Origin of the sequence: Mesorhizobium sp. BAC0120, from assembly GCF_033542235.1 — a bacterium.
GTDB lineage: Bacteria > Pseudomonadota > Alphaproteobacteria > Rhizobiales > Rhizobiaceae > JAWRCU01.
Genome location: NZ_JAWRCU010000025.1, coordinates 21,123 through 35,108 on the forward strand (window position 1 = coordinate 21,123; position 13,986 = coordinate 35,108).

The window sequence follows — 13,986 nt, forward strand, 5'->3', positions numbered from 1 at the left end:
GCGCCGATGCAACTCGAATATGTCGGTGCCTTGAACATCGTCATCGGTGTTCTCCAGCGCTTCTGGCCGGTCTGGGTGGCGCTGCTCGTGGTCATGGTGCCGAGCTTCATCTACAGGAAACGGCTCGGTCTCTACGGTGAGCTCTACGATAACGGCGTCGGCATCGCCGGCGTATTCATCTGCCTGTTCTGGCTGTTCACGGCGATTTTCGCCGCAAGCATCGCGCCGTTCAACCCGCTCGAACAGTATGTGGTGATGAAGGATGCGGCGGTTGGCGCGATCGAGCCCAGTTCCGGAAAGGTGTTTCTGTTCGGCGCGGACAAGCTTGCCAGGGACGTCTTCAGCCGCATGGTCTATGGCAGCCAGATTGTGCTGATCATCGCCCCGACCGCAACTGCCTTCGCGCTGATGGTGGGCGCAACACTCGGCCTCCCTGCTGGCTATTACGGGGGCAAGATCGACACGGTGCTGTCGTTCCTCGCAAATCTGGTGCTCGCTTTCCCGGTGATCCTGCTGTTTTACCTGCTGGTCACGCCCGGCATCATGGATACGCCGATCCCCTATGCGATGGCCGGGCTGTTCTTCCTGTTCCCGATCATCTTTTTCTTCGCGCTGTTCTGGACACGCTTCCGCAAGCGGCCGCGGCTGCTCGTCATCCAGCTTGCGTTGACGCTCATCATCGGTGGATGGGTCTATGCCGGGCTGGTGTTCGATGCCGACCCGCTGCACATCATCCACATCGACCCGAACCAGCTCAACATCTTCGTGGCAGTGGTGTTTGCGTCGAGCCCGGGCGTGTTCCGTATCGTGCGCGGGCTCACCATGGACATCAAGACGCGCGACTACGTTGCCGCGGCCCAGACCCGCGGCGAAAGCCCCTGGTACATCATGCTTTGGGAAATCCTTCCCAACGCGCGCGGGCCGCTCATCGTCGATGCCTGTCTGCGCATCGGCTACACCACGATCCTGCTCGGCACGCTGGGCTATTTCGGGCTGGGGTTGGCGCCTGAAAGCCCCGACTGGGGCACGTCGATCAAGGACGCCAGCCGGCTGCTCCGTCAGTTCATCCATCCGGCGCTGCCCCCGACCATCGCGCTGATGTCCTTCGTGCTCGGGCTCAACCTGCTTGCCGACGCATTGCGCGAACAGTCCCTCAAGGATTGACGGAGGCTCCAATGAACGAAGCTGTAAGGGACCCGCAAGCGCCTATCCTCGAGATCGAGAACTTGTCCATCTCGTTCTTCACCAAGCGCGGCGAGATACCGGCCGTCATGGATTTTTCCTGCATGGTGATGCCTGGCGAGGCGATGGGCATCGTCGGCGAGTCCGGCTGCGGCAAGTCGACCGTCTCGCTCGGCATCATGCGCGACCTCTCCAATGTCGGCAAAATCGTCGGCGGCCGAATCAAGTTCAAAGGCAAGGATATGGGCGAGATGACCGAGGAGGAGCTGCGCTCCATCCGCGGCAACGAGATCGCCATGGTCTACCAGGAACCTATGGCGAGCCTGAACCCTGCCATGAAGATCGGTCAGCAGCTCATGGAAGTGCCGATCCTGCACGACAAGGTCTCGAAGGAAGAAGCCTACAAGCGGGCGCTTGAAATGGTGCGCGCGGTGCGGCTCCCTGATCCGGAGCGCATGATGCGTTCCTACCCGCACCAGCTTTCCGGCGGTCAGCAGCAACGCATCGTGATCGCCATGGCGCTGCTTTCCAAGCCGGCGCTGCTCCTGCTCGACGAACCTACCACTGCGCTCGATGTCACCGTGGAAGCCGGCATTGTCGAGTTGGTAAAGGGTCTCGGCAAGCAGTTCGGCACGTCGATGATCTTCGTGTCGCACAATCTCGGCCTGATCCTCGAGACATGCGATCGCATCACGGTGATGTATTCCGGCGAGGCGGTCGAGACCGGCTCGGTCAAGGATGTGTTCGATCGCATGCGGCATCCCTACACGCAGGGCCTGTTCCGCTCGATCCCGCTGCCCGGCGCGGACAAGAACAAACGGCCGCTGATCTCCATTCCGGGTCAGCTGCCGCTGCCGCACGAGCGGCCGAAGGGCTGCAATTTCGGGCCGCGCTGCCAGCACTTCGTCGAAGGGCTGTGCAATGCCGACGAGATCCCGATGATCCCCGTCGAAGGCCATGACAATCACTACAGCCGCTGCGTGCGCTTCAACGAGATCGACTGGGGCCAGCTTCCGCCGAATGCCGAGGCAAAGCGTGAGCCGGTGAAGCCGGGCGCGCCGATGCTCAAGGTAGACGACCTCAGGAAATACTACAAAGTCTCGGCCAACGAGATCTTCGGCGGCGGCGAAGGCCGGGTCGTCAAGGCCAATGAGGCGATCAGCTTCGAGGCGCGCGAATCCGAGACCATTGCCATCGTCGGCGAGTCCGGCTGCGGCAAGTCCACCCTGGCCAAGGTATTGATGGGCTTGGAAACCGCGAGCGCCGGGAATGTGAGGCTCGGCAACAGCGATATCCAGTCGACGCCCATCGAGATGCGCGACGTTGAGACCGTCTCGTCGATCCAGATGGTGTTCCAGAACCCGTTCGACACGCTCAATCCCAGCCATAGCGTCGGCTCGCAGATCGTCCGCACGCTGGAGAAGTTCGGCGTCGGCAATACGAGCGCGGAGCGTCGGCAGCGCATGCTGGAACTGCTCGATCTGGTCAAGCTGCCGAGGGCGTTCGAGAGCCGCATGCCGCGCCAGCTCTCGGGCGGGCAGAAGCAGCGGATCGGCGTCGCCCGTGCGTTCGCCGGTCAGGCCAAGGTCGTGGTGGCCGACGAGCCGGTCTCCGCGCTGGACGTTTCGGTCCAGGCGGCCGTCACCGAGCTGTTGATGGACATCCAGCGCAAGAACAAGACCACGATGCTGTTCATCAGCCACGATCTTTCGGTGGTGCGCTACATCGCCGATCGTGTGATCGTCATGTATCTCGGGCACATCGTCGAGCAGGGCACGACCGACCAGATATTCTCGCCGCCATATCATCCCTACACGGAGGCGCTGCTGTCGGCGATCCCGATCGCCGACACGAGCGTGGTGAAGAAGCATATCGTGCTCGAGGGCGACATCCCGTCGGCGATGAACCCGCCGTCGGGCTGCCCGTTCCAGACTCGCTGCCGCTACAAGCATCTGGTGCCCGATAACAAATGCGAGACTGAGCTGCCGCCCAACCGCGATCTCGGCAACGGCCACCGCAGCCTGTGCTGGCTTCCCGACGACGTGCTGGCGAAAATGGAGCCTGTCATCAAGCTCGCGCAGGATGATGATGAGCCGAGCCACGGCACGCCCGGCGCCGGGCCCGGCTTTGTCGGCGAGCCCCCGCGGCGACCACACGGCAAGACCGCATCGCCGGAAGCCGACGAGAAGAGCAGGGCAGAAGACACGGGAACGGTTGCCCAATTGCGCCGCGAGGTTGTCCTTCCAGAGCGGTCGATAGCTCGGCCGACGGTCGAGGAGAAAGACAGCGATATGCGGCAGGGCGAGAACAAGGCAGAGGAATAGGGTTTAGGAAAAACGACGTTAGTGTTCGCTTTACCGAAACTCTAATCTCCGAAGTGACGCCGGACCTAAATAATCGCCCGCCAGTGTCGGAAAACTGACAGAACTCGAGGGCCGTCGGCTTATCCATGCCGCGATGGGCACGGAGAGACGAAGGCGAAGCGCCGAACGGGCGCATATGCGGGGAGGCTCGGCGATCCCGCAGCTGCCGCAGCGCCGCGTGCGCAACCCGTATCCGCCGATGGAGCTGCTCTCGGCGGACCAGGTCGAGGCGATCCACGAAGCCTCGATGCATATTCTTGAAAATTTCGGCATCGAGGTGATGAGCGCGCGCGCGCTCGCGTTGTTCGAGAAGGCTGGGGCGACAATCGACCGAGCCTCGATGAACGTGCGCATCGACCGTGGCATGGTCGAGGAGGCGCTGAGGACCGCGCCGTCGGCCTTCCGTCTGACGCCGCGCAATGCCGACCGCGCGGTCCATCTCGGGGGCGATACGATCAATTTCACGCTGGTCGCCGGCCCACCCAATGTCCATGACATGAAGCGTGGACGGCGTGCCGGAAACTTGCGCGATTATCAGGACCTCGTGCGGCTCGCGCAGCACTTCAACTCGATCACCATGCTCGGCAACCAGGTCTGCGCGCCGATCGAGCTGCCGGCCGGCACTCGCCATCTGGACACTTACCTTGCCAATCTGACACTGACCGACAAGAGCTTCCACGTCACCGCGATCGGTCGGGGCAGGGCGCTCGACGGTATTGCGATGATGGCGATCGCGCGCGGGCTCACCCTCGAGCAAATGCGCGGCGACCCCGCTGTCACCACTGTCATTTCGGTCAACTCGCCGCGCCGCTTCGACGAGGCCATGGCCGAGGGCCTCATGACGATGAGCGAGTTCGGCCAGTCGGTCTGCGTCACGCCCTTCACCCTGATGGGCGCGATGAGCCCGGTGACGCTCGCCGGCGCGCTCGCCCAGCAGAATGCCGAGGCGCTGTTCGGTGTGGCGCTCACCCAACTCGTCCGCCCCGGCGCGCCGGTGCTCTATGGCGCCTTCACGTCCAATGTCGACATGCGATCCGGCGCGCCGGCGTTTGGGACGCCGGAGAACACCAAGGCCAACGTCGCGTCGGGACAGCTCGCGCGACGCTACAACCTGCCTTACCGCACGACGCCGGGCTCGGCCTCCAACGCGGCCGATGCGCAGGGCGCCTACGAGACCATGATGGCGCTCTGGGGCGCGGTGCTCGGCCATGGCAACCTCGTCTATCACGCCGCCGGCTGGCAGGAAGGTGGCCTCACCGCCTCCTTCGAGAAGCTCATCATCGATGTCGAGCTCATCCAGCATATGATGGAGTTCCTTAAGCCGATCGAGGTGAACGAGGCGGAGCTTGCGCTCGACGCGCTCGGCCGCGTGCCGACCGGCGGTCACTTCTTCGGCGAGCCGCACACGCTCGCGCGCTACTCGACCGCCTTCTACCAGCCGCTGCTCTCCACCTGGCAGAACTACGAAGCCTGGCAGGAAGCCGGCGGGCTCGATGCGACGCAGCGCGCGACCAGGCTCTGGAAGAAAGCGCTCGAGGAATACCAGCAGCCGGCCATGGAGGAGGGCGTGCGCGAGGCGCTCGAGGCCTATGTGGCCAGGCGCAAGGAAGAGATAGGGGATGGGGATCCGTGAGGGGAACTGTTCGCCAGCCATGTCACGTGGGCACTCTACGTCGCCCCCCTCTGGCCTGCCGGCCATCTCCCCCACAAGGGGGGAGATTGGACTGCCGCGATGATTTCGCCAACCTGCAGCGTTGGCGATTGGCGGAACCGAAGATGACAGCCGATCTCCCCCCTTGTGGGGGAGATGTCCGGCAGGACAGAGGGGGGCGCGAAAGGGCGAGACCTCACAATCAGATTTACCCCTCTCTCACTCTTCCAACCCACTGACACAACAACGAGAACATTCATGAAATCGCATGCGCAGGTCGTGGTCATTGGCGGTGGCGTGGTCGGCTGCTCGGTGCTGTTCCATCTCGCCAGGCATGGCTGGACTGATGTGGTGCTTGTGGAGCGCGACGAGCTGACCTCCGGATCGACCTGGCATGCGGCGGGAGGTATGCACACGATCAATGGCGATCCGAACGTCGCCAAGCTGCAGAAATATACGATCGAGCTCTACAAGGAGATCGAAGCGCTGTCCGGCCAGGCGACCGGGGTGCATGTCACCGGCGGCGTGCTGCTCGCGGCCACGAAAGCGCGCATGGACTGGCTGCGCGGCGTCGTCGCCAAGGGCCGCTATCTCGGCCTCGACCTCGAGGAGATATCGGCTGAGGAGGCGGCGAGATTGATGCCGCTCCTCGATCCCAAGCAGTTCGTCGGCGCGGTGCGCAACAGCGAGGACGGTCACCTCGATCCGTCGGGCGTGACGCATGCCTACGCAAAGGCGGCACGCACGCTCGGCGCGGAGGTCTACCGCTTCACCAAGGTCGAAGACCTCGTGCGTCGGCAGGACGGCCTGTGGCGCGTCATCACCAACAAGGGCGAGATCGTCGCCGAGCACGTCGTCAATGCCGGGGGGCTGTGGGCACGCGAGGTGGGCCGCATGGTCGGCCTCGAGCTGCCGGTGCTTGCTATGGAGCACATGTATCTCATCACCGAGGACATGCCGGAGGTAGCCGAATGGAATGCCAGAACCGGCACCGAGGTCATCCATGCGGTCGATTTCGACGGCGAGCTCTATCTGCGCCAGGAGCGCGGCGGCATGCTGATGGGCACATATGAGAAGGCCAACAAGCCATGGTCCGAACATTCCACGCCGTGGAATTTCGGCCACGAGCTCCTGGAGCCGGATATCGACCGCATCGCGCCGTCGCTGGAGGTGGGCTTCCGCCACTTCCCGGCCTTCCAGAGCACCGGCATCAGGAAGATCATCAACGGGCCCTTCACCTTCGCGCCGGACGGCAACCCGCTGGTCGGGCCGGTGCGCGGGCTGCCGGGCTTCTGGGTCGCATGCGGCGTCATGGCGGGCTTCAGCCAGGGTGGCGGCGTGGGGCTCGCGCTCGCCAACTGGATGATCAATGCCGACCCGGGCGCCGACATCTGGGCCATGGACGTGGCGCGTTACGGCGACTGGGCGTCCATGGCCTACACGAATGCCAAGGTACGCGAGAACTATTCGCGCCGCTTCTCGATCCGCTTTCCGAACGAAGAACTGCCCGCCGGCCGGCCACTTCGGACCACGCCGATCTACGACCTGCTGTCGGCCAGGGGCGCGCAATGGGGCGTCGCCTACGGATTGGAAGTGCCGCTGTGGTTCGCGCCCGGAGGCGTAAAGGACGAGTTCTCCTGGCGGCGCTCGACGGATTTCGGGCACGTCGCGCAAGAGGTGGGGACCGTGCGTGAACGCGTCGGTCTCATGGAGATTTCAAGCTTTGCGAAATATCGCATTGCGGGTGACGGCGCTGCGGCCTGGCTCGACAGGATGCTCGCCTGCAAATTGCCGCGACCCGGCCGCATGGCGCTTGCCCCGATGCTCAAGGAGGACGGCAAGCTGATCGGCGATTTCACGCTTGCCAATCTTGGCGTCGACGAGAAGCAGACCGAGTGGTTCATCTTCGGATCAGGTGTCGCCGAGCAGTACCACATGCGCTGGTTCGAGAAGCACCTGCCGAGGGACGGCTCAGTCGGCATAGAGGCGTTTGGGCTTTCGCGGGTCGGCCTGGCGCTCGCCGGACCGAAGGCCCGCGACGTCCTGGCGAAGGTAACGCGCGCGGATCTCACGAACGCGGCCTTCCCGTTCATGGCGGTCGAGAGAATGGATATCGGCATGGCGCCCTGTATTGTCGGGCGGATCAGCTATACCGGCGACCTCGGCTACGAAATCTGGATGGCGCCAGAGTACCAGCGCCACGTGTTCGAGACTCTGATGAATGCAGGCGAGGAATTCGGCATCGGCCTTTTCGGGTCCCGGGCCTTGAATTCGCTGCGGCTGGAGAAGAACTACGGCTCCTGGGCTCGCGAATACCGGCCGATCTACGGTCCGTTGGAAGCCGGGCTCGATCGCTTCGTCGCCTATGGGAAGCCAGCCGATTTCGTCGGCAAGGAAGCCGCGCTCAGGGAGCGCGAGCAGGGCGGCAGACTGCGCCTGCGTGCCTTTATCATCGAAGCCGAAGACGCCGACGTGATCGGCGACGAGCCGATCTGGTTCAAGGGTGAGGTGCGGGGGTGGATTACCTCCGGCGGCTATGCACACAACGCGAGGCTTTCGATGGCGATGGGCTATGTACCCAAGGACATCGCCGACGAGACGAATGGCTTTGAGATCGAGTTGCTCGGCAAACGCCTCGCCGCACGTATCCAGCCGGCGCCGCTGTTCGACGCCAATCTCGAGAGAATGCGCGGGTGATGGGCCGCTTACGCCCGAGATGTACAATCTAGCTTACGGTCTTTGCTCGGGGACTTTTCGAGGGTTTTGACAGTCGGCCGAGAAGGGCCGGCTCTGTCGGTCCTTGAGCCAAGCTACCGGCAGTCCTTCAGCTGTCCCGCATATCGCTGCGCCATCTCGTGAGTGGCCCGAGCGTATTTCTGTACCCCGGCATCCTTCTTCCAGTCGCCGCGCCCGTAAGCGCCCCAGCCCATATAATAGGCGAGATAGAGCCGGTAAGCGTCGTCCGGCGCAACGCCGTATTTGTCGACGGTCTTCGAATGGTACCAGCCGACAAAATCGACGGCGTCGGCAAAGTTCGAGCGCCTCGCTCCCCAATTTCCGCTTTCGAGCTTGTACTGCGCCCATGTGCCGTCGAGCGCTTGCGAAAAGCCATAGGCACTGGAAGGGCGCTTCCACGGAATGAAGCCGAGCAGCTTGGTTCGCGGGGGCTTGGCATGTGGCTTGAAGCCGGACTCCTTGCGAACGGTCGCCATCAGGACAGGAACCGTAATCCCGTACTTGCGCTCGGTGCGTTCGGCGGCGGTCTGCCAGTTGTTGAAGAAGCTGTCCCGCTGGTCGAACACGGAACATATGTCATTGATGTGGTCCGGTGCCGAGGCGCAGGCGGAGAGCGCCAGCAACACAAAGGAACATACAATTCGACTAAAATGCCACCTACTCATGACGCGGCATCTACGCGAAAACATCTAAGGGAATCTTGCCGCGCTCCTTAACCTGTGCGGCGAAGCCCGTGCGGGCCGGGCTCGAAGCTTCGGTGGGAAGGAACGGCTCCGCCGCAACCGAGTTACAATCCTGCTACTGCGAGACCGCAGCAGCTCCGCGAAGAAAGGCTTGACCGATGTTTCAGGTCCTGCAAATCGTCGCTGTTCTTCTCGTTGCAATTGCGATGGCGCTGTCTCTGGCGCATGCGCTCGAATATCCGGGCAAGCTGCGGCTGACCAAGCAAGAGTATCTGGCGGTCCAGCCTATCTACTATCCGGGCTTCACCTTCGGAGGCGCTGCCGAGCCGCTCGGCATCATCGCGCTGATCATGCTGACCTTCACGACTTCCGCCGCGACGCCGTTCTGGCTGACGGCAGCGGCGCTGATCGCGTTAATCGCAGCGCACGCCGTCTATTGGGTGATGACCCACCCGGTGAACAATTTCTGGCTCCGGGATTTCGAGCTCAAAGGAGCGAGCGGCGTGTTCTTCAGGTCGGATCCTTTGCGGCGCATCAGCGAAGGAGGTGCGCCGCCCGATTGGATTGTCTATCGCGACCGCTGGGAGCGCTCGCACATCATCCGCGCTGTCCTGTCGTTCCTCAGCCTCGTCCTGCTTGTGATCGCGACCGTGTCATCTTGATTGGCGCGTTTGCGCTCGGATGCCGAAGTCATATGGATGGCGACGAGGCGTCCATTGAATCATGATATCTTTAGTCAAGTATCGCAATTCTTTGGTTCCAGGTTTCAAAATTTGACCGATTGATAAAAATTCAATCTGTGCTAGCCTTCTCCCAAAACAAATAATGGGGAATTGCATGGCCTCGGGTCAGTTCAAGGAAGGCATAGCCGCAGGTCGGCTGTCGCCAGCCGAGTATGCAGAGAATTTCTCGGACCTTCACCCGCCGCTTGATAATCACGAGGCGCTGGTCGAAGCCGATCGCTGCTACTTCTGCTATGACGCGCCATGCATGAATGCGTGTCCGACGTCGATCGACATTCCGCTCTTCATCCGCGAGATCGCGACCGGCAACCCGCTGGGCTCGGCCAAGACGATCTTCGACCAGAACATACTGGGCGGCATGTGCGCCCGAGTCTGCCCGACCGAGACGCTATGCGAAGAGGTCTGCGTGCGCGAAGTGGCGGAAGGCAAGCCAGTGCAGATCGGCCGCCTGCAGCGCTACGCGACCGACATCGCGATGCGGCAGGGCAAGCAATTCTACAAGCGCGCCGCCCCGACGGGCAAGAAAATCGCGGTGGTTGGCGCGGGGCCGGCTGGCCTTGCCGCTGCACATCGGCTCGCGCGCTACGGCCATGACGTGACCATTTTCGAGGCGCGGCCCAAGTCCGGCGGCCTCAACGAATACGGCATCGCGGCCTACAAGAGCGTCAATGATTTCGCGCAGGCCGAAGTCGACTATGTCACCGCGATAGGCGGCATCACGATCGAGAACGGCAAGGCGCTTGGGCGTGACGTCCATCTCGCCGAGCTGACGGCGCAATACGACGCCGTCTTCCTGGGACTGGGCCTTGCCGGCGTCAACGCGCTCAGAGCTGACGGCGAGGACGCCAAGGGCGTCGACAATGCCGTCGATTTCATCGCCGAGCTTCGGCAAGCTGCAGATCTGGCTGAGCTGCCTGTCGGCCGGCGCGTCGTCGTCATCGGCGGCGGCATGACGGCGATCGATGCCGCCGTGCAGTCGAAGCTGCTCGGCGCCGAGGAGGTGACGATCTGCTACCGCCGCGGCCAGGAGCACATGAACGCGTCGGACTACGAGCAGGAACTGGCTAACGTCAACGGCGTCGTCATTCGCCACTGGCTGCAGCCGAAACGGGTCGTTGCCGCGAATGGCAAGGTCACCGGCATCGAGATGGAATACACATCCGTGAAGCACGGCAAGCTTGCCGGCACGGGCGAAACGGTCATGCTTGCCGCCGATCAGGTGTTCAAGGCGATTGGCCAGGCCTTCGAGGGCGCTGCGCTCAACGGCAGCGGCGCAGCGATCGCGCTCGAGGGCGGCCGCATCAAAGTCGACGCCGAGGGTCGCACGTCAATACCCGGGGTTTGGGCGGGAGGGGACTGCATCCTCGGCGGCGACGACTTGACCGTATCGGCCGTCGCCCAGGGGCGCGATGCGGCCGAGAGCATTCACCGAACGCTCACCGCGAACGGGAGGGTATGAGCATGGCAGACCTGCGCAGCAATTTCGTCGGCATCAAGTCGCCGAACCCGTTCTGGCTGGCCTCCGCGCCGCCGACCGACAAGGAATACAATGTCGTGCGCGCCTTCAGGGAAGGCTGGGGCGGCGTTGTCTGGAAGACGTTGGGCGAAGCGGGCCCGCCGGTCGTCAACGTCAACGGACCGCGCTACGGCGCAATCTGGGGCGCCGACCGGCGGCTGTTGGGCTTCAACAACATCGAGCTCATCACCGACCGCGACCTCTACCTCAACCTGCGCGAGATCAAGCAGGTGAAGCGCGATTGGCCGGACCGGGCGCTGGTCGTCTCGCTGATGGTGCCCTGCGTGGAGGAAAGCTGGAAGGCGATCCTGCCGCTGGTCGAGGAGACCGGGGCCGATGGCATCGAGCTCAATTTCGGCTGCCCGCATGGCATGAGCGAGCGCGGCATGGGCTCGGCGGTCGGCCAGGTGCCGGAATATGTCGAGATGGTGGTGCGGTGGTGCAAGGCAAATACCCGCATGCCGGTCATCACCAAGCTCACGCCCAACATCACCGACATCCGCAAGCCTGCGCGCGCCGCCAAGGCAGGCGGCACGGATGCCGTGTCGCTGATCAACACGATCAACTCGATCACGGCGGTCGACCTCGACAGCTTCTCGCCGGAGCCTTCGATCGACGGCAAGGGCACGCATGGCGGCTATTGCGGTCCGGCCGTGAAGCCGATCGCCATGCATATGGTCGCTGATATCGCCCGCGACGCCGAGACGCGCGGCCTGCCGATCTCGGGTATCGGAGGCATCACCACCTGGCGCGATGCGGCCGAGTTCATGGCGCTCGGGGCCGGCAATGTGCAGGTCTGCACCGCGGCCATGACCTACGGCTTCAAGATCGTGAAGGAGATGATCGCCGGGCTCGAGAACTGGATGGACGAGAAGGGTTTCACCTCGCTCGACCAGCTCGTCGGCCGCGCCACGCCGAACGTGACCGACTGGCAGTATCTCAACCTCAACTATGTCGCCAAGGCGCGCATCAACCAGGAACTCTGCATCCAGTGCGGCCGCTGCCACATTGCCTGCGAGGACACCTCGCACCAGGCGATCCTGGCGACGGTCAATGGCAAGCGCCATTTCGAGGTGGTGGAGGAGGAGTGCGTCGGCTGCAACCTCTGCGTCAATGTCTGCCCGGTCGAAAACTGTATCACCATGGAGCCGCTCGCACCTGGCGTCGTCGATAAGCGTACCGGCGAGCCGGTCACGACCTATGCCAACTGGACGACGCATCCGAACAATCCGATGGCGAAGGTTGCAGCGGAGTAGGCTGTTCCGCGAGCAGTTTCTCGGCGAGGTGCTGGAGGCTCCGGGGACAGTTTGCTTTGCCGCAGAAAAGCACTGCGCTTTGTCCAGTCCAGGTTGCGCTGGCGGCAAAAAGTAATCAGTCCCCAGCCGCTTCTCCGACCGGCACCCGGCGCGTCTCAATCCTGGATGCGGCGCGCCATCAGGATCTCGTCGATTTCCCGGCCTTCGTGGAGGTAGCCGCCTTGAATTCGGCCGACCTCCGTAAAACCGGCGCGCTGGTAAAATCGAAACGCCCCTCTGTTCTCTACGCTGACTGCAAGTTCCAGCTGCCGAATGCCGCTCTTGCGGGCATGATCGGTGAGCGCGGCGAGCAACTCGGCAGCAAGGCCGGTTCCGCGCCTAGTCTCGCGCAAATAGACCATGACGATGGTTGCACGATGCGCCATCTTGGCTGAGTGCTCGCGAATGAAACCCATGATGCCGACCGGTTCGCTGCCGTCGAAGGCGACGAAAACAGGGTTGTCGGTAAGGCGCCGGCGCCACTCTTCGTCCGAGAGGCTCTCCCAGTCCTCAGCACGGCTGGAATATGCGGCCGGTTCGGTACGGAGCGCTTCGAGCCGGATGCGTCGGAACGCGTCCACGTCGTCTTGGCCGAGAAGTCGGATAATCAAGCTGGGAACTCGCTAATGGTGAAAATCTGACGCTTGGTACTCGATGTAGAATACCGGCTTGGCTGGATCCAGACACAAGCTTATCGTTCTCGGAACAACAAATTCGCTGTCCCTTTCGACAAACCGAGCTTGCCATAGAAGGGAACAAGGCTGTCTGGGCAGTAGAGTTCAAAGCTGCGAACCTCAGCCAAGCTCTCGTGGTCAATGATCCGATTAATGATAGCCCGTCCTAAATTCTGGCCGCGAAATTCGATGTGCACGATGACATCGAATATCATCGCCTTGAAGTGTAATCCGTCAGCACACGCGCAAACGCGATAAGTCGATCATCCTCAGAGCATAGTCCGATTGCCAAATCAGAATGCTCGACCGTTCTGATCACATCGTCAGAGCCACGCCCTGCAGTCCACCACTCCTTGCTGTAGAGATCATATAGTTGATGCCGCCGCTCACCTTCGAAAGTTTCGATCCATCGGTCTGCCATGTCGGCCCCGTTATTTGCGCTTCGGGATGTAGATCACCCTCGCAAGATCCTTGAAGTGTTTGTCGCAGGTCACCAGTTCCGCGCCGAAGTGGGTAGCCGTCGCGTAGACAATGGCGTCCGCGGTGGCCAGACCTGCCGAGATGCCGAGTTCCGCAGCGAGGAGCGCTATTTCCGAATCGAGAACGACGATGTTGCAGTCGCCGACATAGGCGAGCGCTTTGTTCGCGCCTTCGGCAGGTAGTTCCCGTGTCAGCCACTTTGCCAACTCCAAAAGTACGATCGTTGGAACGATGCAGGACTCCTGAGCCGGCAGTACTGCTCCGACCTCGTCAGCGTGCGGACTGTCTTCCAGCCATTCGATCCAGGCCGACGTATCGATGACGCGCATCAATAACGGTCATTCCTGTCTCGATAGTCTTCCTTGTTGGCTCCTTTCGCAATTCCGCGGAGTTCTTCCAGTGTGGGCACAGGAACTAGCATCACCCCGCCACCCTTTGGAATGAAGGCGAATTCCTGGCCTGCTTTCCAGTTGTGAGCTTCGCGTACCGCTTTCGGAATCGAAATCTGGAATTTGCTCGACAAAGTCGCCGTAGCGCTCATTCTGGCATCCTCATGATCGATATGACTTTGGTAAGAATATAGCTATCTGGCAGTAACAAGTGAATGGTCCAGGCGGCGGGCCGAATTATCTTGGGATCACGCGCAAAGGCATTTGCGTCGCG

General features: G+C 62.3%; 11 protein-coding genes. 7 read left to right on the forward strand and 4 right to left on the reverse strand.

All coding sequences use genetic code 11. The features are described from left to right. The first annotated feature begins 6 nt into the window (after positions 1–6). The 4 genes from SAZ10_RS30995 (at position 7) to SAZ10_RS31010 (ending at position 7,893) form a co-directional block, all read left to right on the forward strand. Positions 7–1,164, forward strand: coding sequence for an ABC transporter permease (locus SAZ10_RS30995; RefSeq protein ID WP_318613351.1), 1,158 nt, complete (start codon positions 7–9; stop codon positions 1,162–1,164). A gap of 11 nt (positions 1,165–1,175) precedes the next feature. Continuing rightward, positions 1,176–3,506 (forward strand): ABC transporter ATP-binding protein, encoded by a 2,331-nt coding sequence (locus SAZ10_RS31000; protein WP_318613352.1) that lies wholly within the window; start codon positions 1,176–1,178, stop codon positions 3,504–3,506. A 133-nt stretch (positions 3,507–3,639) separates the two neighbouring features. Further along, positions 3,640–5,178 (forward strand): trimethylamine methyltransferase family protein, encoded by a 1,539-nt coding sequence (locus SAZ10_RS31005; protein ID WP_318613353.1) that lies wholly within the window; start codon positions 3,640–3,642, stop codon positions 5,176–5,178. Positions 5,179–5,454: 276 nt separating this feature from the next. Continuing rightward, the gene (locus tag SAZ10_RS31010) at positions 5,455–7,893 is read left to right on the forward strand and encodes an FAD-dependent oxidoreductase (protein ID WP_318613354.1); all 2,439 of its coding nucleotides are present in this window, start codon (positions 5,455–5,457) and stop codon (positions 7,891–7,893) included. Positions 7,894–8,006: 113 nt separating this feature from the next. Here the strand turns inward: SAZ10_RS31010 and SAZ10_RS31015 are convergent, their stop codons facing one another. Further along, positions 8,007–8,597, reverse strand: a complete 591-nt coding sequence (locus SAZ10_RS31015) for a transglycosylase SLT domain-containing protein (RefSeq protein ID WP_318613355.1) — start codon at positions 8,595–8,597, stop codon at positions 8,007–8,009. A gap of 176 nt (positions 8,598–8,773) precedes the next feature. On the opposite strand from SAZ10_RS31015, the gene SAZ10_RS31020 reads away from it, so the two are divergent. The 3 genes from SAZ10_RS31020 to preA all read left to right on the forward strand — a co-directional run bounded on the left by SAZ10_RS31020 (position 8,774) and on the right by preA (position 12,130). Next, a complete protein-coding gene (locus SAZ10_RS31020) occupies positions 8,774–9,277 on the forward strand; it encodes a DUF1772 domain-containing protein (RefSeq protein ID WP_318613356.1) in 504 nt (167 codons plus the stop codon). Between the two features lie 175 nt (positions 9,278–9,452). Next, positions 9,453–10,817: an NAD(P)-dependent oxidoreductase gene (locus SAZ10_RS31025; RefSeq protein ID WP_318613357.1), complete on the forward strand. Its 1,365-nt coding sequence runs from the start codon at positions 9,453–9,455 to the stop codon at positions 10,815–10,817. A 2-nt stretch (positions 10,818–10,819) separates the two neighbouring features. Beyond that, complete coding sequence (gene preA, locus SAZ10_RS31030) at positions 10,820–12,130, forward strand: NAD-dependent dihydropyrimidine dehydrogenase subunit PreA (RefSeq protein WP_318613358.1); 1,311 nt, start codon at positions 10,820–10,822, stop codon at positions 12,128–12,130. Between the two features lie 155 nt (positions 12,131–12,285). Here the strand turns inward: preA and SAZ10_RS31035 are convergent, their stop codons facing one another. From SAZ10_RS31035 to SAZ10_RS31050, 3 genes are all read right to left on the reverse strand, one after another. After that, positions 12,286–12,780 (reverse strand): GNAT family N-acetyltransferase, encoded by a 495-nt coding sequence (locus SAZ10_RS31035; RefSeq protein ID WP_318613359.1) that lies wholly within the window; start codon positions 12,778–12,780, stop codon positions 12,286–12,288. A gap of 494 nt (positions 12,781–13,274) precedes the next feature. Continuing rightward, positions 13,275–13,652 (reverse strand): type II toxin-antitoxin system VapC family toxin, encoded by a 378-nt coding sequence (locus SAZ10_RS31045; protein ID WP_318613362.1) that lies wholly within the window; start codon positions 13,650–13,652, stop codon positions 13,275–13,277. After that, positions 13,652–13,864 carry an AbrB/MazE/SpoVT family DNA-binding domain-containing protein gene (locus SAZ10_RS31050; protein WP_318613363.1) on the reverse strand — a complete coding sequence of 71 codons (213 nt, stop codon included), beginning with the start codon at positions 13,862–13,864 and terminating at the stop codon, positions 13,652–13,654. The genes SAZ10_RS31045 and SAZ10_RS31050 overlap by 1 nt, the downstream gene beginning before the upstream one ends. Positions 13,865–13,986 lie beyond the last annotated feature (122 nt).

Bases quoted from the DNA above. Each gene is read 5' to 3' on its own strand.
- SAZ10_RS31000 (WP_318613352.1), top strand. From the start codon at position 1,176: ATGAACGAAGCTGTAAGGGACCCGCAAGCGCCTATCCTCGAGATCGAG.
- SAZ10_RS31045 (WP_318613362.1), bottom strand. From the start codon at position 13,652: ATGCGCGTCATCGATACGTCGGCCTGGATCGAATGGCTGGAAGACAGT.
- SAZ10_RS31050 (WP_318613363.1), bottom strand. From the start codon at position 13,864: ATGAGCGCTACGGCGACTTTGTCGAGCAAATTCCAGATTTCGATTCCG.
- SAZ10_RS31015 (WP_318613355.1), bottom strand. From the start codon at position 8,597: ATGAGTAGGTGGCATTTTAGTCGAATTGTATGTTCCTTTGTGTTGCTG.
- SAZ10_RS31005 (WP_318613353.1), top strand. From the start codon at position 3,640: ATGGGCACGGAGAGACGAAGGCGAAGCGCCGAACGGGCGCATATGCGG.
- SAZ10_RS31020 (WP_318613356.1), top strand. From the start codon at position 8,774: ATGTTTCAGGTCCTGCAAATCGTCGCTGTTCTTCTCGTTGCAATTGCG.
- SAZ10_RS30995 (WP_318613351.1), top strand. From the start codon at position 7: ATGCAACTCGAATATGTCGGTGCCTTGAACATCGTCATCGGTGTTCTC.
- SAZ10_RS31010 (WP_318613354.1), top strand. From the start codon at position 5,455: ATGAAATCGCATGCGCAGGTCGTGGTCATTGGCGGTGGCGTGGTCGGC.
- SAZ10_RS31025 (WP_318613357.1), top strand. From the start codon at position 9,453: ATGGCCTCGGGTCAGTTCAAGGAAGGCATAGCCGCAGGTCGGCTGTCG.
- preA (WP_318613358.1), top strand. From the start codon at position 10,820: ATGGCAGACCTGCGCAGCAATTTCGTCGGCATCAAGTCGCCGAACCCG.